Here is an 18547-nt window from a genome sequence, read left to right as displayed (position 1 = left end):
TGGCCGAGAGGGGCGCTGCGGTTGGAAACTCCCATTCCCGACCTAAGTGCATTGAACCACCGGCCTGCGGGCCGTCACGGTAAGATACAGGCCGTTGGCGATGGGCTTTTCTTCGCGGATGGTACCCCGGCCCGATTTTGGGGGGCGAACCTTCAAGCCTATGCGCTGTTCACGACCGAACCTCGTTTCATGCGAGCCCATGCCCAACGCCTTTCTCGGTTGGGCTTCAATCTGGTGCGCATCCACCACCACGACTCGCATTGGGTGCAACCCAACATCTTTGGCAGCGAGGCGCAGACAACCCGCAAGCTTGATGCCTTCTCATTGGAAAAACTGGACCAATGGATCGCGGCACTAAAGGCCGAGGGCCTTTACATCTGGCTCGACCTTCATGTCGGTCGCAGCTTTACACACGAAGACGGGGTCGAGGATTTCGAAGAGATCGCCAAGGGTGAGACCTCGTTTCGCGTCAAGGGATTCAGCTACATTTCACCAAGCATCGAAGCGCTGATGCTTGAATTTCAGGACAAATATCTACGACACATCAACAAGATAACCGGGCTGTCCTTCGCAGAAGATCCTGCGGTCATTGCCGTTATGATCACGAACGAAAATGATCTGACACATCACTTCGGAAATGCTCTGCTACCAGACAAGAACGTCCCTCGGCATAACGCTGTCTATATGGAGGCCGCGCGCGACTTTGCCGTGGAAAAAGGCCTTGACCCGGAACTCACCTGGCAATCCTGGCTGCACGGGCCGTCCAAGCTGTTCCTCAACGAACTTGAACGCCGCTTCAATGACCGAATGATCGAGAATATCGAAGCGACCGGGTTTGAGGGTCTGATCACCACAACCAGCTTGTGGGGCGGGATGTCGATCGCCGGGCTACCCTCTCTCACGCGTGGCTCTATGGTTGACGGGCATAGCTATGGAAGCTCAGGCGAAGTTTCTTACGACCCAAGAACGCAGTCCGGCTTTCTGGATTGGCTGGCCATTGGACAGGTGGTCGGAATGCCGTTCAGCATTTCCGAGTGGAACATCGGCGAATTTCCCGGCGACGATAGGTTTATTGCACCGCTCACTGTGGCCGTGCGCGCCGCCCATCAGGGGTGGGATGCCCCCATTGTCTATGGTTATGCGCAACAGCCCTTAAATGGCCCGCTTCGCCCTACCAACTGGAGCATGGCCGAAGACCCCGCGATGATGGCCATGATGCCTGCGGCTGCTCTTCTCTATCGGCAGGGTCATGTGCGCCTTGCGGAAAAGACCTATGCCCTTTGCCCCGATCACGAGGCCTTTTTTGGCAGTTCGATAACCCCCGCATCCTCGGTCGGGATACGAACAATCGTCGAGCAAAGCAGATTGGTCACCTGTATGCCAGACTCGCCGGCACTGCCTTGGCTGCAAGCCTCGGTCCTGGAGGGGCAGCCATTTGAAATACTTGATACCGAACGCTCTTACCTGGAACGGGACGCTCAAACCGTTGCGGCGGATACCGGTGATTTTTATAGGGCATTCAAAGATGGCCTGATTGTCATCGACACGGCCAAGACCCAGGCCGCCGCAGGACACCTTTCGGACAAAACGGTTGCCACCGCGAATGTGGCTTTCGAGGTCGACAACCCAATAGCAGCTGTTGTTGTCCAAAGCCTTGATGATGAAGATATCACAACTTCAGGACGCATTCTGGTCTCACTGGCGGGCCGCGCTGTTCCGGAAGAACTCTCCTTCAGGATCGAGCCCTTAGTCGGACGGCTTCAGATTAAAGCACAGCCTGAGCTGACTCTTCGCTTTCCCGACCAGAGAAAAGCCGCCGTGGTAGCACACAGTTTTCAGGACGGTGTGCATGTCATTGACCTTGAAAAATTGGGCACCGGGAACTGGTTTTATCTCGAATAGAAATCCGGGGGCGGCATAAACCCCGCGCGTAGTCACCTTCAAGTTGAACCTTCCAACGCCGCCGCCTGTCGTGTCGGTGCAGCATGAGAAAAAAAGCATGGGGTTTTTCTTAGGGCCGAGGCCGATTTAACCGGTCAACTGGTCCAGTTTCGCCGCCCAGATAAAGTCATTCTCGCTGAGCCCGCCGATTTCGTGGGTCGTTAGCCTGACATCGACATAGCCCCAGCCGAACGAGATATCGGGATGGTGGCCCTGCTGATCCGCCAGCCATGCGCAGAGATTGGCCAGATATGTCGCCTTAGCAAAACCCTTGAACGCGAAGTGGCGGCTTAGCTCGGTCGACCCGGCATTCAGTGTCCATTCCGATGACAGCTCACCCATATGAGCGTTTGCCTCATCTGCCGTCAGGGCCGGAATGCCGCCGGAACAAGGTACGCACGTACGGTCTGACAAGTTGCAGGTTTGTCCTGTTGTGGTCATTTTCGATCACTCCGCTGCTGTTGCTTTGGGTGGGAACTTGTTGGGCAATAGACCGAGCGACTGCGCCTGCCTTACATCTGCCAACAGGTCCCTGTCGGCCGCGGCGAACAGCGCCTCGGGGTCTTGCAGAACAAAGTAGCCCATTTGGTGCATGTCGATCCGGTATGGAGTACGCAGAATCGTCAGCACGTCAAACGGGTCTCGGTCGGGAATGTCGCTTTCGACCGCATAAACAAGTTCAGTGGGCGAGGACGCAAGCCCCGAACCCAGCGCTTTGATTTCACCATCCTGCCACCGTAACCCGAACTCGACCGAAAACCAATAAAGCCGGATCAGCCAGGCATAGTCCTTTGGCTCAGCATGCACCCCGGCCTTGCCGATGGCCCTACTGAACGCCGCAAATCTGGGATCACTGAGCAAGGGCGTATGCCCAAAGATTTCATGGAAAATGTCCGGCTCTTCAATATAGTCGAAATCCTCGCGTGAACGGATGAAGGACGCAGCCGGAAACACCCTGTCGGCCAGCATCCCAAAGAAGGTTTCGAACCCAATCAGCGCTGGCACGGGCTGAACCCGCCATCCAGTCAGATCCAACAAACGTTCCGAGATATCCTTGCAGGAAGGCACACGGGTCGTCGGCAACTCCAAACGTTTCAAGCCGTCGAGATAGTCGCGCGCCATGTATTTCTGTACGTTGTTTTGCTGCGCCGCGTAGAGATCGGCCCAAACGGCATCCTCTTCAGCCGTATACGCGATATGACCCTTCGCATCGGCGATTTTAGCGCGGTATTTCGTTGTTTTCGGCATCTTCTCCTCCCCTTCACAGATATTCTATTCAAGGGAGGTGGCGAATTCAGTTTCTATAGATGGGAAAATCGCTTATAGTTGAACGGATCATTTCGAATTGAGGTTTAAATTGGCACAAACGTTCCATCCTGCCGATCTAGCCATCCTGCAACAGCTGCAAACCGACGGCCGATTGTCGATGCAGGAACTTGCAGACCGCACGGGCCTGTCTGCCTCGCAATGCTGGCGTCGGGTGCGGGATCTTGAGGCCTCAGGCGTTGTATCGGGCTACACTGCGCAGGTTCGCGCCAAGTCTGTCGGACTGAACGCCATTGCCTATATCCACGTCGCGTTGCAGAGCCATCAGGAAGACAGCATCAACGCCTTCCTCCGGCTGGTAGAGACGGAGCCTCAGATCGTGGAATGCGCGTCGATTACCGGGGATCATGACTTCCTCCTCAAGGTCTATGCCAAATCGCCCGAAGATCTTGAGCTTTTCATCATGCAGCGCCTTTTGAAGTCAGGCCTGGTACGTGACACCCGTAGCAACTTCGTGTTGCGCCAAACTAAAACTCGGGGGCCATTGCCAATTCTCTGACCCTCGCCAGCAAAAGCCGTTGAACCTGCCCGCCAGCCCTCCTATCGTGCGACGGCAGCAAATGACTCAGGACGACCCAATGACCGATCAAGTACCACACCCGATGTCTCCGCAAGATTGCCTTGTGGCGATCATGGTCGCGATCTCGGCGTCGGATGAGACGATCCGCACCGCCGAACTGGTCAAGATCGAAGGCGCGGTGAATATGCTGCCTGTTTTTGCGGGTTATGACATCGACCGCACCCGCCGGGTTTCGCAAATCGTGTTCGACCTGTTCGAGCAAGAAGACGGACTGGATGCTCTATTCGGCCTGATCCGAGACAACTTGCCCGAACGCCTGAACGAAACGGCTTATGCGCTGGCTTGTGACGTGGCCGCCGCAGACGGCTCGCTGGCCGAAACCGAGCTGCGTTTGCTGGAAGAAATCCGGTACGAGCTGAACATCGACCGGCTGCACGCAGCCGCGATAGAACGCGGTGCCCGCGCGCGCCACGCAGTTTAGGCTCAACTGCCGTAGAGAGACCCCCAGCGCTCAATCAAAGCCCGCTGAAGCTTGCGCGACCGGCGGTTCCAACTGCGGGCGCCTTCGGGACGCTCGCGTTGTTCGCGCGGGATCGTGGCGCGGTGGTCAACATCTGCCGTAAAGATCGCAAAGGCCAGTTCGGACCCGTCGGCTGTGGTCAGAAATCCACCTAGACCTGAGACAAAGTTCAGCGTTCCGGTTTTTGCACTCACCTTGATGGGATGATCCTTGACCGCCCGACCCTGACTATCGGTCAGCGTAAAAGGCTTGAGCAGGGGCCGCAGCGCCCCGGTTTTGCGCGCCGCAACAAGCGCCTTCACCAGATCACCCGGAGGCATGCGGGACGCATCACCCAGACCAGAGTGATCCACCATGGCGATTTGGTTGGCACCATAGGTCTCCGCCGCCCAGCGGTTCATCTCAGCCGCCGAGTCCGCCAGATCACTAGGCCTCACCCCGCGTGCTTTAGTAGCCGCCATACCAACCATTTCTGCCGTCAGATTGGTCGAGTATTTCAGCATCCCGCGCAGGATGCTCTCTAACCGGTCACTCTGATGCACAACCAACGCAGTGCCCTGCGGGGTTTCCTGCGTGACTTGCACCCGACCCAGAACAATCCCGTTTGAGCGGGCAAGCGTGCGAAACACATCGCCCGCATAAAGTGCAGGTTTTCGAACGGGTAACCAACGTGCGCCGCCGTTGCCCAGCGCGCCTTTAGCCACGGTCCAGCGGTCCTGACGTGCGCTGGGTTGATAGGTGTAGATCGGCAGACTGCGCGGTTCCACCCGCATCAAAGCCATATCGACATCCGGACGGTACTTGGCGCTGCGCGCATCCATCGTGACGTTGTAATTCGTCCCGGCCCGCTTCCATTCGAAATGAACGCGGTTGAAGTTCAAAGAAATTCCACTGATCGCCGGGCTATAGCCCAGATGATCCGGTTGCCCGGGGTCGATGCTGAACACATAGGGCAAGGCTCCATCATAGACCTTGAACGCCCCGCGCACTTCGGTCACTCCAGCCTCGCGCAGATTGGCTGCCATGCTTGCCAAAGCATCTGTATCCAGCAGAGGGTTCCCGCCACCGACAAGGATCAAGTCGCCCTTTAGGATACCATTCTCAATTGGCCCATCTGCCAGAAGCTTGGTCTCAAAGCGATGATCTGGGCCCAGAACGTCCAACGCATAGAGTGCCGTCAGCGCCTTGCCCACACTGGCCGGAGGCAATCCGGCCTCACCCCCCAGCGCTTCAAGCTGAGTCCCCGTTTCCACATCTGCCACAGCAAAGATCACATCGCCCCGCAGCCCGGCCGCGCGCACGAACCGCTCGGCCCCGGTCAGTTGAGGTCCACGGGCCTGGGGCCGTAGGGATACTAAGGGCGCCTGCGCCATAGCAGCCGCAGGAACCGCAGCTGCGCTCAACCCTGCAAGAAACAAACGGCGTGAAATACGATCAACCATGGGTCAATTAAAATCCCAGAGATGAAATTTGGACAACCATTGCATGAGAATATGCAGGCAATGTGGCTATTCGAGCAACACTCCGTTTGCCCAGATGCCGCGATTGCGAAGTTCAGTTGAACTGAGATTGACCATCGGCACGTTCACGAAACACCATGCCGGCGCCTGCGCGCGTCCCAATAGATGCCGCGCCTGCCCGTCAATTCTGTAGGGTGCGTAGACCCGCGCCGCTGGCGACATCCGCGCGGAAATTCGATCCCCCGGTCGCGCCACAACGCCCACGGGTACGTTGTCCATGATCAGCCGCCAGTCCTTCCATTGGTGAAACTGCGCCAGATTGTCGGCCCCCATGATCCAGACGAACCGAACTTGAGGATAAAGCCGCCGGAGGGCCACCAGAGTATCCGCCGTCGCCCGCGTACCCGTCAGCGCCTCGATATCCGTAACGTCCACCCGAGGGTGCTGCATCACCGCCCGCGCGGCCTCTAACCGACGCGGCAAAGGCGCAGGCCCGCGCTGTTTCAGAGGGTTGCCCGGAGAGACCAGCCACCACACACGATCCAAACCGAAAGCCTTCATCGCCTCAAGCGTGACATGCACATGACCTTGATGCGGAGGATCAAAGGACCCCCCGAACAGCCCAATGACCTGTCCGGGCCGAGCATATGGTATCTGGCTGCGCAACATCCTTTGCTGTTGTTCAGAACTGAAGCAGCTTGTCAATCAATCGGATGCACCGCATCTCCCACCCGAACGCGTCCAGTGCGCACCACTTCTGCACACCATCCGCCATGCCCACGCACGGCCGAATAGCCGCCTTTTCCCAGCGCTTCCTCCATCCGACTGCAGGGCGCGCAGATCACGGTTAAGCGCAAAATCGCCTCACCTACCTGCACCTCGCGTCCTTTGAGCGCGGAGAGGTTAATCCTCGAAACCACCAGATTGCGCCGCAATATCTCTGGCACGATCGGCCTTTGTCCAAGATACGAACCAATCGCCGTCAGATGCTCCTGTTGGATCAACGTCACCGCCCTCTTGCCCGCTCGACTGCGATCTCCGTCCAAACCATCAGCGGAAATCATAGCGTCGACCAAGGTGACGATCTCCGCCCGCCGGGCTGGACGCACTCCGATCCAATCGACCCGACCGGGTTTTGCCCAACCAGCAATCAATTCCGCAAGTTCTGACATCTCATGCGCCTCTCAAACCTTGGCCACTCTAGCCTGCCCAAGGTCTCAGCAAAAATCACGAAACCACCAGCTTGCCCCGCCCGCCCCGCTTGGATATCAAGCGTTTCAACCCAATTTCCCCGACCCAGAGGACGCGACATGGCCGCCTATCAATATGTCTACCACATGCAGGGTGTCTCCAAGACCTATCCCGGTGGCAAGAAGTGCTTTGAAAACATCCACCTGAGCTTTCTGCCCGGCGTGAAAATCGGTGTCGTCGGCGTCAACGGCGCGGGTAAATCGACGCTGATGAAAATCATGGCGGGTCTTGATACCGACTTCACCGGTGAGGCATGGGCGGCTGAAGGCGCCAAGGTGGGCTATCTGCCGCAGGAACCGCAGCTGGATGAATCGCTGACGGTCCGCGAAAACGTCATGCTGGGCGTGGCCGCAAAAAAGGCCAAGGTCGACCGTTTCAACGAGATCGCCATGGAGATTGCCGAGAATTACTCGGACGAGTTGATGGAGGAAATGACCACCCTGCAAGACGCGATCGACGCGGAAAACCTGTGGGACCTCGACAGCCAGATCGACGTCTCGATGGAGGCGCTGCGCTGCCCGCCGGACGACGCCAACATCGCCAACCTTTCGGGGGGTGAGAAACGCCGCGTAGCGCTCTGCAAGCTGCTGCTGGAAGCGCCTGACATGCTGCTTCTCGACGAACCGACCAACCATCTGGACGCCGAAACAATCGCCTGGCTGCAACAGCACCTGATCGACTACAAGGGTACCATCCTGATCGTCACCCACGACCGCTATTTCCTGGATGACATCACCGGCTGGATCCTCGAACTCGACCGAGGTCGCGGCATCCCGTACGAGGGCAACTACTCCGCCTGGCTGGAACAAAAGGCCAAACGGCTGGAGCAGGAAGCGCGCGAGGACAAGTCCAAGCAGAAGACCCTTCAGCGCGAATTGGAGTGGATGCGTCAAGGCCAAAAGGCCCGTCAGGCCAAATCCAAGGCTCGGATCAACGCCTATAACGAGCTGGCCGAACAGTCCGAGCGCGAAAAGCTGACCCGCGCCCAGATCGTCATTCCCAACGGCCAGCGCCTTGGCGGCAAGGTGATCGAGGTCGAAGGCCTGTCAAAACACATGGGCGACAAGCAACTGATCGAAGGGCTGGACTTCGCCCTGCCCCCCGGCGGCATTGTCGGCGTCATCGGCCCCAACGGTGCTGGTAAATCGACGCTGTTCAAGATGCTCACCGGTCAGGAACAGCCCGACAGCGGCACCATCACGCTGGGCGATACGGTCGAGCTGTCCTATGTCGACCAGTCCCGCGACGACCTTGCCGACAACGACACCGTGTGGGAGGCAATCACCGGCGGCGCCGAGATCATCCAACTGGGCGACGCACAGGTCAATTCCCGCGCCTATTGCTCGTCCTTCAACTTCAAGGGCGGCGACCAGCAGAAAAAGGTCTCACTGCTATCAGGCGGTGAGCGCAACCGCGTCCACATGGCCCGCCTGCTGAAAGAGGGCGGCAACGTCCTGCTGCTCGACGAACCGACCAACGACCTCGACGTCGAAACCCTGCGCGCGCTGGAAGATGCGCTGGTCGATTTCGCCGGTTGCGCCGTGGTCATCTCGCACGACCGTTTCTTCCTCGACAGGATTTGTACGCATATTCTGGCGTTCGAAGGGGATGCCCATGTGGAGTGGTTCGAGGGCAACTTCGAGGACTACGAAGAGGACAAAAAGCGCCGTCTGGGACCGGATGCGCTGGAGCCCAAGCGGTTGAAGCACAAGAAGTTTGCACGATAGCACTAAAATGCGATGCCGGAGCTCTGTGTTCCGGCATCACCGCCACACGATCCGGCCATCCTTAGCAGAAAAATCTTGATACTGGTTTTGCAGAGTACTAGCACCAGACAGTGGTTTTCTATCAGTAAGTGCGCGGAAATAGATCAAAATGCAGCAAAACGGTTTTGGCACATTTTGGTCCGGCCCGAATTTGGGCGAAGTCGAACATGCCTGCCTGTCGTCCTTTCCCCGCGCCGGTCAAACGCTCTATCTCTTTTCGTACGACACAAAGTCTTTACAAGTACCAGACGGCATTGCCCTGCGTGATGCCTCTGACATCCTCCCCCTGACACCGGAACTCAGCGAGGTTCTCGGGCAGCATCCTGCGCGTTTCTCGGATTTCTTCCGGCTGAAAATGATGCAGCAAATGGGGCTGATTTGGGTCGATTGCGACGTCTATTTTCTAAAGCCGGTGACATGTAACGGCAGCCTCCTGACCGTTGGCCGCGAGTTTCCCGGCGGGGCACGGCAAATCTGGAACGGAGTGATGTACCTGGAGCCAGAATCCGATCTGTTTGCCGACTATTTGGCGTTGTTCAGCCGCGACCGAATACAGTTTCGCGATTCCTGGAATGCGAAGATTGCGCGTAGAGGTGGTGACAAATCTGCAGTGGCTATATTTGATCGCGTTAAAGACATCCATTTCTTTTCCGAAGATCTGCCCCGAAGCTTCTTCGGCCCCATCCTGTTGTCATTGCTCGCTTTGGATCACCGCGAGGTGGAACTTACGCCACCTCCGGTGCATTATCCTTACGGCGCGCCCAAGATCCGAAAAAACACATTCCAGCCACAACTAAATCCCTTGGAAAGGCCTCAGGACAGTGAAACTCTGCATTTCTACGGATCAATGGCCCGCAAGGTCAGCGAAGGCTACAGGTCGGCCAAATGCGGCGGCAAAATAAGTCTTCCTCCCGGAAGTTTGCTGGCACAAGCTTTTGCGGGCACATTGTAGGCAGGTCAATCTCGATCTGACGGGCGCTGTTGCCAGCCTCCGAACCCTTGGCTTGTAGCCACAGTGCGGACTCCCCCCTTGCCACATCCCCACCCCAATGCCATATCCAAAGGGCTAACGTTTTTCTATTTCGACCCACTGTCTCCTTCTACGGCGCTCAGTCATTCGATCCAGACCGACGACGCCAGGCTGCCGCATCCACGTGGGCAGCACTAAACAGGAGACACGGATATGCCTGCAGGCACCGTAAAATGGTTCAACACCACCAAAGGCTACGGCTTTATCGCACCCGAAGATGGCGGCAAAGACATCTTCGTTCATATCTCGGCTGTCGAGCGTTCGGGCCTGACCGGTCTGGCCGACAACCAGAAAGTCACCTACGAGCTGCGCTCGGGTCGTGACGGTCGCGAAAGCGCGGACAATATCGAGCTGGCATAAGCCACTCTGACGGGCGGGGGTAAACCTCGCCCTTTTTTGTGGCCGTCAGGCATCACATCACAATTTCGTAATATCTGCCCCATAATTGACCAATTAAGATATCATTCTGGAATTCGAGTGATGATTTTTCAGGTCAATTCAAGAGGCGCACATGTTCACACGTCGTGTTTTTCTGGCTGGAACGGCCCTGAGCCTTCTCCCCGGTATTGCCGTTGCCAAGAAGGCTGCCGAGTATGATCCCACACCGCAATTTGTCCGGATCAAAAAGCAGTTTCAGCCGGGGCAACTGCTGGTCGTGCCGCGATCATTCTACCTTTATTACGTGACCGAACCGCGCAAGGCGGTCCGCTATGGCTGTGGGGTCGGTAAAGCCGGGTTGGAGTTTACCGGCACAGCTACTATCGACGTAAAGAAGGAATGGCCCACCTGGCGGCCTACGCAAGAGATGATTGAGCGGGACCCGGTGGCCTATGCCCGTTTCAAGGATAACGACTATGTTCAGCCCGGCGGGGGGGACAATCCGTTGGGCGCGCGCGCGCTCTATCTGTTCCAGAACGGCGTCGACACCTATTTCCGTATCCACGGCACAACGCAGCCACAGACGATCGGACGGGCCGTGTCCAACGGATGCATCCGGATGCTGAACGAACACGTGGTGGATCTCTACAACCGTGTGCCAATCGGAACGGTCGTCACAGTAGTCTAGCGGCCCCTAACCCTGTTCACCCGACGTCTTGACCAGTTCCAGCACCAATGGGCCAAGCGCCTCGACAATCCGCGCGACGCCTTGGGCATTCGGGTGAATCCCATCCGGCTGCATGTATTGGCTGACGGCGTTCGGATCACCACCCGAAGCGAGACCGTCAAAGAAACTCTCGGCGTAGAGGACATCAAACTGTTCAGCCAAATCCGGGTAGATCGTGTCGAACGCCTGTTTATAGTCCGGCCCATAGTTGCCCGGGGCCTGCATGCCGATCAGCAACACTTCGACATTGCTTGTTTCAGCCGCGCTCAGGATTGCGGTCAAGTTGGCGCGCGACAGGTCGGGGTCGAGACCTCGCAGCAAGTCGTTGCCACCCAGCGCCACGATCATCGCGTCCACATCCGGCGTCAAAGTCCACTCGACCCGCGCCGCGCCGCCCGCCGTTGTATCCCCCGAAACACCTGCGTTGATCAAACGAACCTCGGCCCCGTTCGCCTGCAGCCAGCGTTCCAGCTGTGGGACAAACCCATCCTGTTCGACCAGCCCATAGCCTTGGGTTAGCGAATCCCCCAATGCGGCAATCACCACGGGCTCGGCTGTTGCAGTATAGCCCCAACTGACAAACAGCCCTGAAACCAGAACCTTGCGCAGAGCTACAAACGCTCCATATCCCAATTGACTGCCCTCCGATGGAAAGACCAATGACTTCAGCTGTTCTTACGCTCCAAAATGCCTCTTTGTCGCTGGATGGCAATGCCGGGCGGGTCGATATCCTGCATGAAATCTCTCTGTCCGTGATGAAGGGTGAGAGTTTGGGGCTGATCGGGCCATCCGGGTCGGGCAAATCTTCGCTGCTGATGCTGATGGGCGGGTTGGAACAGGCCACGGGCGGTAGTGTCTCGGCTTTGGGTCAGGATCTGACGACAATGGATGAAGATACACTGGCCCGCTTTCGACGCGACACGATGGGTATCGTGTTCCAGAACTTCCATCTGATACCCACCATGACCGCACTGGAAAACGTCGCCACTCCACTGGAGCTGGCTGGCCACAAGGACGCATTAACCCGCGCCGAAGCAGAACTCGACTCCGTCGGCCTGTCCCATCGGCGCGACCATTATCCAGCGCAATTGTCCGGGGGTGAGCAGCAGCGGGTTGCCCTGGCCCGCGCCTCGGCCCCGCGCCCTCAGATCCTTCTGGCGGATGAGCCTACGGGAAACCTTGATGAAACCAACGGTGCTGCAATCGTCGATCTACTGTTCGATCTGCGGGACAAGCACGGCGCGACCTTGGTATTGGTCACGCACAGCCCCTCGCTGGCGGCGCGCTGCGACCGCGTTGTGCGCTTGCGCGACGGCCGCATCTCAGATGAGACCAAGCAAGAGGCCGCGGAATGAGCCTGCGACTGGCCGGACGGCTGGCACGTCGTGAACTGCGCGGAGGCCTGCGCGGCTTTCGCATCTTCCTCGCCTGTCTCGCCCTTGGGGTTGCCGCCATCGCTGCGGTCGGCTCGGTCCGCTCGGCCATCCAGACAGGGTTGACGCAGGAAGGGGCCGCCTTGCTGGGCGGAGACGCGCAGCTTGAGTTCACCTATCGCTTTGCCAGCGACGAAGAACGGCGCTGGATGGACGAAACCGCGCAACAAGTGTCCGAGGTTGTCGATTTCCGGTCGATGGCTGTCGCCGCGCAAGACACCGGAACTGCGCGCGCCCTGACACAAGTCAAAGCGGTAGATGGCGCTTACCCTTTGGTGGGGGCGGTTACTTTGGTCCCGGAGATGCCTCTGGACAACGCTTTTGCAGGCGCAAACGGCCTGCCTGGCGCCGTCATGGCCCCCGCATTGATCGACCGGATGGGACTGGCGGTCGGCGATCGCTTCGCCTTGGGCACGCAGGAGTTTGTCCTGATGGCGGCCCTGCGTCATGAGCCGGACGGTGCAGCAGACGGATTCGCCCTTGGGCCAAGAACACTGGTCCGGACCGAAGACTTGCACTCCTCCGGCCTATTAGCGCCTGGCACGCTGTTTTCGACCAAATACCGCCTCGATCTGCCCAGAGGCACTGATCTTGCAGGCCTCTCTCAGCAAGCCAAGGAAGAGTTCGACGGCACCGGCATGCGCTGGACCGATGCCCGCAACGGGGCACCAGGTATCACTGAATTCGTCAACCGCCTCAGCGCGTTTCTGGTTCTGGTCGGCCTTTCAGGGTTGGCAGTCGGTGGCATAGGCGTATCCGCAGCCGTCCGCGCCTACCTGTCGCAGAAAACCGAAACCATCGCCACCTTGCGCACCTTGGGGGCCGACCGCGCGACGATCTTCCAGACCTATATGATCCAGATCGGGCTCTTGTCGGGCATCGGAATAGCCATCGGCGTAACATTGGGCGGGGTCCTACCGCTTGCCTTGGCTCCAATGATCGAAAGCCTGCTGCCAATCCCGGCGGTTTTCGCCCTTTACCCGCAAGCTCTGGCCGAGGCTGCGATCTACGGCATTTTGACCGCTTTCCTATTTACCCTCTGGCCGTTGGCCCGAACTGAGGAAGTGCGCGCCGCCACCCTGTTCCGTGATGCGCTGACCACGGCCCGCGCCCTCCCCCGACCCATCTATGTCATGGCCACCGGATTCGGGCTGATCCTGCTGATTGCAATCGCAACGTGGTTCAGCGGCTCGGCCCGACTGACGCTCTGGACCAGTGCCGGCTTGGTGGGCGCGCTCATCCTGCTGTCCCTATCGGCCATCGCCATCGGCCGCATCGCCCGCGCAGGCAAACCCGCCGCGCGTGGTCGTCCCGCCCTGCGATGGGCGCTCTCGGCTATTTCTGACCCGCGTGAGGGCGCGGCATCGGTGGTCCTGTCCCTAGGTCTCGGCCTGTCTGTTCTGGCCGCCGTTGGACAGATTGATGGAACCTTGCGCAACGCGATCTCAGGCAACTTGCCTGACGTCGCGCCGTCTTATTTCTTTGTCGATATCCAAAAGGACCAGATGCCGGGCTTCACCGAGCGTCTGGAATCCGACCCATCCGTCAGCCGCATCGAAAGCGCGCCGATGCTGCGCGGCATAATCACACAGATCAACGGACGCCCCGCGCGCGACGTTGCCGGGGACCATTGGGTTCTGGAAGGCGACCGAGGTATCACATACTCGACCCGCCCGCCCGAAAACGCCCGTGTCACAGCAGGCAATTGGTGGGCCGAAGACTATTCCGGAGAACCGCAGGTCAGCTTCGCCGCAGAAGAGGCCGCGGAGATGGGCCTGACCCTTGGAGATGAACTGACGGTTAACATCTTGGGCCGAAATATCACGGCGCGCCTGACCTCATTGCGCGAGGTCGACTTTTCGACGGCAGGTATGGGCTTCATCATGTCCATGAACCCCTCGGCGCTTGCCGGGGCACCACACAGTTTCATCGCCACCGTCTATGCCGAGGAACAGGCCGAAACCGCGATCCTGCGCGATCTGGCCGACCAATACCCCAACATCACCGCGATCCGGGTGCGGGACGCGATTGACCGGGTGTCGGGCCTGCTGGCCGGGCTGGCGGCGGCAACCTCCTACGGGGCAGGCGTCTCGCTTTTGACAGGATTTTTGGTCCTAATCGGCGCAGCAGCTGCCGGAGAGCCGGCGCGACGCTACGAGGCTGCGGTTCTGAAAACACTCGGGGCGAACCGGCAGCGCATCCTGCAAAGCTTTGCTCTGCGTGCTGTCTTGTTGGGAGCAGCCGCTGGCGGCGTCGCCCTTTTGGTCGGAATTCTGGGGGGCTGGGCCGTCGCCACCTATATTTTCGACACCGGCTATACGGTTATATGGCCCTCCGCGGTTGGCATCGTGTTGGCCGGAATGGTCGTGACACTGTGTGCAGGGCTTGCCTTTGCCCTACGTCCGCTATCCGTACGACCAGCCCGCATCCTGCGCGCCAGCGATTGACGGCTTAGCGCGCGCAAGTGACGGGTTGCAGGATTTTCAACAAAGGATCGTTGTCACAAACCAACGCATCCAGCGTGATATCGTCCAGCGAGGCGTAAAACACCTCAGCCGCGTCTTTCAGCGCCAGCTTCAATCGACACGCTTCGGTCAGAGGGCAGGTGTTGTCGGCATCCGCAAAACACTCGGCAATCGGCAATGCGCCTTCCACATCCCGGAATACCGCCCCAACCCGGATCTCATCAGCCGAGCGCGCCAGCGACATGCCCCCATTGCGGCCCCGTTGGGTGCTCAGATAGTTCAACTGGCTCAACTGGTTGATCACCTGGGCCAGATGGTTCTCGGAAATGTTGCAGACCTCGGCGATCTCGGCCTTGGTCACCAGCCTGTCGGGATGCGCCGCGCAATACATCAACAGGCGCACGGCGATATTCGTCCGTTTGGTAATCCGCATAAGGGCCTCCCTAAATCTATGATGTGATCTTATTGCATGTCCGGCAAAAAAGCGGTTTGACATACATCAATCGACCCAAAGGACATCCCGCGCTGATGGCAGACCCCTATTTCTTTGGCTATGGCAGCCTCGTGAACCTGGCCACACATGACTTTCCCGATCCCCGGCCAGCAAAGCTCAAAGGTTGGCGGCGGGCATGGAAGCATACCGACTTGCGTACGGTCGCGTTCCTGACGGCAGTCCCTGATCCTGACTCCGAGATCGAAGGCATGATCGCCCATGTGCCCAAAAACGACTGGGCCGCGCTGGATGAGCGTGAGTGGGCCTATAACCGAATTCCCGCCACGCAGTCGGTCGCGCACCCTCTTAAGCAGGATGTGGAAATCGCTGTTTATGCGGTGCCGAAGGACCGGCACAATGCGCCGACAGATCATCATCCGCTGCTGCTGAGCTACATCGACGTCGTCGTGCAAGGGTATCTGCGTATTTTTGGACCGGACGGGGCCGATCGGTTCTTCGCAACAACGGATGGCTGGGACGCGCCCGTCTTGAATGACAGGGCCGAGCCAAGATACCCACGTCATCAACAGCTCAAACCGGACGAGACAGACTTTGTTGACGATCGCTTGCGCCGGGCGTCGGTGCGGGTCATCCAACCGCACCAACAAAAAGAGGCAGACGAACTGCCTGCCTCTTTCAAGTTCTAAGGTCCGGCAATCAGCCTCGCGCGCGGATCACTTGCAGCAAAGGCAAAAGTGCTGCCATCTCAGGCCCGCGCTCCATCCCGGTCAGTGCCTTGCGCAGCGGCATGAACAGGCCCTTGCCCTTGCGGCCCGTGGCCTCTTTGACGGCCTTGGTCCAAGTGCCCCAGGTTTCGCCATCAAACGGACCTTCCGGCAATAGCGCAATCGCCTCGGCGATGAAGTCACGATCCTCATCGGCGATCAGAGGTTCAGCGCCATCCCGGCACAGCTCCCACCAGCCCTTGAGATCGGCCAGAGTGGTGATGTTCTCACGCGCCATGGACCAAAACGGCTCGGCCAAATCGGCAGGAACGCCAGCGTCGGCAACGGCGTCTGCAACATCCTCTAGCGGCAGCGATTGCAGGTGCTTCGCGGTCAGCGGGAACAGGTCCTGCACATCGAACTTGGTCGGCGCCGCGCCAAAACGGTTGATATCGAACCCATCGATCAGCTCGGCCATCTCGGAACGCAGCTCGACCGGATCAGAAGAGCCCAGACGCGCCATCAAGCTCAGCAGAGCCATCGGCTGCACGCCCTGTTCACGCAGATCACGCAGCGCCAGCGTGCCCAGACGTTTCGACAGCGCCTCGCCCTGAGGGCCGGTCAGCAACGAATGGTGCGCAAAACGGGGGCAAGCGCCGCCCAGCGCCTCGATGATTTGGATTTGCGTTGCGGTGTTGGTGACGTGGTCCGAGCCACGCACCACATCGGTCACGCCCATCTCGGTGTCGTCTACGACAGACGCAATCGTGTATAGAACCTGCCCGTCGCCGCGTATCAGCACCGGATCGGAAACCGAGGCCGCATCAATCGAGATGTCGCCCAGAATGCCGTCATTCCATTCAATACGCTCGTGATCCAGTTTGAACCGCCAGACGCCATTGCCACGCTCAGCACGCAGCGCGTCTTTCTCGGCATCACTCAGGTACAGCGCGGCACGGTCGTAGACCGGTGGCTTGCCCATGTTCAGCTGCTTCTTGCGCTTGAGGTCCAGCTCGATCGGCGTCTCGAATGCTTCGTAAAACCGGCCCATCTCGCGCAGCTTGTCAGCGGCTTCGGCGTAGCGGTCCAGACGTTCGGACTGACGCTCGACCCGATCCCAGTGCAGACCCAGCCACTGCAGATCCTGTTTGATCGCGTCGACATACTCTTCTTTCGAGCGCTCGGGATCGGTATCGTCGATGCGCAGGATGAAGGTACCGCCTGCTTTGCGGGCGATCAGGTAGTTCATCAGAGCGGTGCGCAGGTTGCCCACATGGATATAGCCGGTGGGCGACGGGGCGAAACGGGTGGTTGTCATGGGTGTCTCCTGTTGGCGCGGCTCTTGTCACAAAGGCGCGTTTTTGTCCAGCCGGGCGTTTCGGATTGCCTAAGGCGTTTCGGTTTCACCTAATGCATCAGGTGACACCAATGTCCCGAGAACTCTGAAAGCGTGGCAGGGTATTCGTGTCTCAGGTTTAGCCCGAAACGCTGTAGGTTCCGCAGGCACCCCAGATTGCAAGATGAACAAATATTAACACGCAATGTTCATCCACGCAGACTAAGTACCGGTGTATAAGGTGGCACGCGACCCGAAGCGAACTACCTTTTTCGCTGGCGATCTCACAGGGAGACTAAGAAATGGCCATCAATTTGACACGCAGAGCGGCCCTGGGCGCCGCAGCAGCCCTTCCATTTGCATCCGCAGCGACCCCTCTTTTGGCGGCCGGAGCCGAGACAAAGGCGAACTCGACCATCGCAAGATCATTCCAGCTGGGCGACTTCACGGTCACAACCCTGCTGGATGGCAGCCTGCCGCGCGACGGAGCGCAGGAAATCTTCGGTGGCGGCGCCTCGGATGAGGAATTCGCCAAAGTATCGGCCGAAAACTTCATCTCGCCTGACGTGGCACAATTCTTTTTCACGCCGACTCTGGTGAACACAGGCTCGGAACTGATCCTGTTCGACACCGGGCTTGGTCAGGGCGGCATTCAGGCCGCTTTGGCAGATGCAGGTGTCACGCCCGATCAGATTAACGTGGTCGTGCTGACCCACATGCACCCGGACCATATCGGTGGAATGACCACGAATGATGCGCCGACATTCCCCAATGCCCGCTATGTCACTGCGGCACCCGAATATGATTTCTGGTCCGCTCAGGAAGCCGGGAACCGGGTCGGCGATCTGGTTGCTGCCAAGGTCACCCCCCTGGCCGAGAAGATGACCTTTATTGAGGATGGCGGAGACGTGGCCTCGGGCGTGACGGCGATGGCGACCTTTGGGCATACCCCCGGTCACATGGTCTATCACCTGGAAAGCAACGGCCAGCGTCTTATTCTGACTGCGGACCTTGCCAATCACTATGTCTGGTCCTTTGCGCACCCTGAATGGGAAGTTCGGTTCGACATGGACAAAGCTGCGGCAACGGAATCACGCCGCAAGATTTTGGGCCTTCTGGCCGCCGACAAGGTGCCCATGATCGGCTATCACATGCCCTTCCCAGGCGCTGGCTATGTCGAGACCCGAGGCGACGGCTTCCGCTTTGTGCCCGTCAGCTATCAAATGATGGGCTAAG

Annotated in this window: 19 protein-coding genes; 11 read left to right on the top strand and 8 right to left on the bottom strand. The window is 58.8% G+C overall.

What is annotated here, in order from left to right; translation table 11 throughout:
* Window positions 1–21: 21 nt before the first annotated feature.
* The gene (locus ACXAH8_RS14250; RefSeq protein WP_475219420.1) at window positions 22–1902 is read left to right on the top strand and encodes a cellulase family glycosylhydrolase; all 1881 of its coding nucleotides are present in this window, start codon (window positions 22–24) and stop codon (window positions 1900–1902) included.
* 126 nt (window positions 1903–2028) lie between these two features.
* On the opposite strand, the gene ACXAH8_RS14245 is transcribed toward ACXAH8_RS14250, so the two are convergent.
* Window positions 2029–2355, bottom strand: a complete 327-nt coding sequence (locus ACXAH8_RS14245) for a 4a-hydroxytetrahydrobiopterin dehydratase (protein WP_475219418.1) — start codon at window positions 2353–2355, stop codon at window positions 2029–2031.
* A gap of 33 nt (window positions 2356–2388) precedes the next feature.
* A complete protein-coding gene (gene phhA, locus ACXAH8_RS14240) occupies window positions 2389–3189 on the bottom strand; it encodes a phenylalanine 4-monooxygenase (protein ID WP_475219416.1) in 801 nt (266 codons plus the stop codon).
* Between the two features lie 109 nt (window positions 3190–3298).
* On the opposite strand from phhA, the gene ACXAH8_RS14235 reads away from it, so the two are divergent.
* Window positions 3299–3766 (top strand): Lrp/AsnC family transcriptional regulator, encoded by a 468-nt coding sequence (locus tag ACXAH8_RS14235; RefSeq protein WP_419738847.1) that lies wholly within the window; start codon window positions 3299–3301, stop codon window positions 3764–3766.
* A 79-nt stretch (window positions 3767–3845) separates the two neighbouring features.
* The gene (locus ACXAH8_RS14230) at window positions 3846–4268 is read left to right on the top strand and encodes a tellurite resistance TerB family protein (protein ID WP_170639976.1); all 423 of its coding nucleotides are present in this window, start codon (window positions 3846–3848) and stop codon (window positions 4266–4268) included.
* A gap of 2 nt (window positions 4269–4270) precedes the next feature.
* On the opposite strand, the gene dacB is transcribed toward ACXAH8_RS14230, so the two are convergent.
* The 3 genes from dacB to ACXAH8_RS14215 form a co-directional block, all read right to left on the bottom strand.
* The gene (dacB, locus tag ACXAH8_RS14225) at window positions 4271–5749 is read right to left on the bottom strand and encodes a D-alanyl-D-alanine carboxypeptidase/D-alanyl-D-alanine endopeptidase (protein ID WP_475219413.1); all 1479 of its coding nucleotides are present in this window, start codon (window positions 5747–5749) and stop codon (window positions 4271–4273) included.
* A 66-nt stretch (window positions 5750–5815) separates the two neighbouring features.
* Window positions 5816–6436, bottom strand: coding sequence for a nicotinate-nucleotide adenylyltransferase (locus tag ACXAH8_RS14220; RefSeq protein WP_475219411.1), 621 nt, complete (start codon window positions 6434–6436; stop codon window positions 5816–5818).
* Between the two features lie 32 nt (window positions 6437–6468).
* Window positions 6469–6939: an MOSC domain-containing protein gene (locus ACXAH8_RS14215; protein WP_475219409.1), complete on the bottom strand. Its 471-nt coding sequence runs from the start codon at window positions 6937–6939 to the stop codon at window positions 6469–6471.
* Window positions 6940–7077: 138 nt separating this feature from the next.
* Here ACXAH8_RS14215 and ettA point away from each other — a divergent pair, with 138 nt between their 5' ends.
* The 4 genes from ettA to ACXAH8_RS14195 all read left to right on the top strand — a co-directional run bounded on the left by ettA (window position 7078) and on the right by ACXAH8_RS14195 (window position 10880).
* Complete coding sequence (gene ettA, locus ACXAH8_RS14210; RefSeq protein ID WP_170462733.1) at window positions 7078–8745, top strand: energy-dependent translational throttle protein EttA; 1668 nt, start codon at window positions 7078–7080, stop codon at window positions 8743–8745.
* 148 nt (window positions 8746–8893) lie between these two features.
* Complete coding sequence (locus ACXAH8_RS14205) at window positions 8894–9736, top strand: glycosyltransferase family 32 protein (RefSeq protein ID WP_475219406.1); 843 nt, start codon at window positions 8894–8896, stop codon at window positions 9734–9736.
* A 231-nt stretch (window positions 9737–9967) separates the two neighbouring features.
* Entirely contained in the window at window positions 9968–10174 is a 207-nt protein-coding gene (locus ACXAH8_RS14200; RefSeq protein ID WP_170378838.1) for a cold-shock protein, read from the top strand.
* 151 nt (window positions 10175–10325) lie between these two features.
* The gene (locus ACXAH8_RS14195) at window positions 10326–10880 is read left to right on the top strand and encodes a L,D-transpeptidase (protein ID WP_475219404.1); all 555 of its coding nucleotides are present in this window, start codon (window positions 10326–10328) and stop codon (window positions 10878–10880) included.
* A 6-nt stretch (window positions 10881–10886) separates the two neighbouring features.
* Here the strand turns inward: ACXAH8_RS14195 and ACXAH8_RS14190 are convergent, their stop codons facing one another.
* On the bottom strand, window positions 10887–11552 hold the full coding sequence (locus tag ACXAH8_RS14190) for an arylesterase (protein WP_475219402.1): 666 nt from the start codon (window positions 11550–11552) through the stop codon (window positions 10887–10889).
* Between the two features lie 26 nt (window positions 11553–11578).
* Between ACXAH8_RS14190 and ACXAH8_RS14185 the strand changes: the two genes are divergently transcribed.
* Window positions 11579–12274, top strand: coding sequence for an ABC transporter ATP-binding protein (locus ACXAH8_RS14185; RefSeq protein WP_475219400.1), 696 nt, complete (start codon window positions 11579–11581; stop codon window positions 12272–12274).
* Window positions 12271–14799, top strand: a complete 2529-nt coding sequence (locus ACXAH8_RS14180; RefSeq protein WP_475219398.1) for an ABC transporter permease — start codon at window positions 12271–12273, stop codon at window positions 14797–14799. The genes ACXAH8_RS14185 and ACXAH8_RS14180 overlap by 4 nt, the downstream gene beginning before the upstream one ends.
* Before the next feature lie 4 nt (window positions 14800–14803).
* Here ACXAH8_RS14180 and ACXAH8_RS14175 read toward each other — a convergent pair whose 3' ends face one another.
* Window positions 14804–15250 (bottom strand): RrF2 family transcriptional regulator, encoded by a 447-nt coding sequence (locus ACXAH8_RS14175; RefSeq protein ID WP_475219395.1) that lies wholly within the window; start codon window positions 15248–15250, stop codon window positions 14804–14806.
* Window positions 15251–15345: 95 nt separating this feature from the next.
* On the opposite strand from ACXAH8_RS14175, the gene ACXAH8_RS14170 reads away from it, so the two are divergent.
* Window positions 15346–15957, top strand: coding sequence for a gamma-glutamylcyclotransferase family protein (locus ACXAH8_RS14170; protein WP_475219393.1), 612 nt, complete (start codon window positions 15346–15348; stop codon window positions 15955–15957).
* A gap of 10 nt (window positions 15958–15967) precedes the next feature.
* Here the strand turns inward: ACXAH8_RS14170 and gltX are convergent, their stop codons facing one another.
* Window positions 15968–17293: a glutamate--tRNA ligase gene (gene gltX, locus ACXAH8_RS14165; protein ID WP_475219391.1), complete on the bottom strand. Its 1326-nt coding sequence runs from the start codon at window positions 17291–17293 to the stop codon at window positions 15968–15970.
* A 320-nt stretch (window positions 17294–17613) separates the two neighbouring features.
* Between gltX and ACXAH8_RS14160 the strand changes: the two genes are divergently transcribed.
* A complete protein-coding gene (locus tag ACXAH8_RS14160) occupies window positions 17614–18546 on the top strand; it encodes an MBL fold metallo-hydrolase (protein WP_170691424.1) in 933 nt (310 codons plus the stop codon).
* Window position 18547 lies beyond the last annotated feature (1 nt).

The sequence above is a fragment of the Ruegeria sp. ABV3_008 genome (genome assembly GCF_056161185.1).
This window is presented reverse-complemented; position numbering and strand designations above follow the sequence as displayed.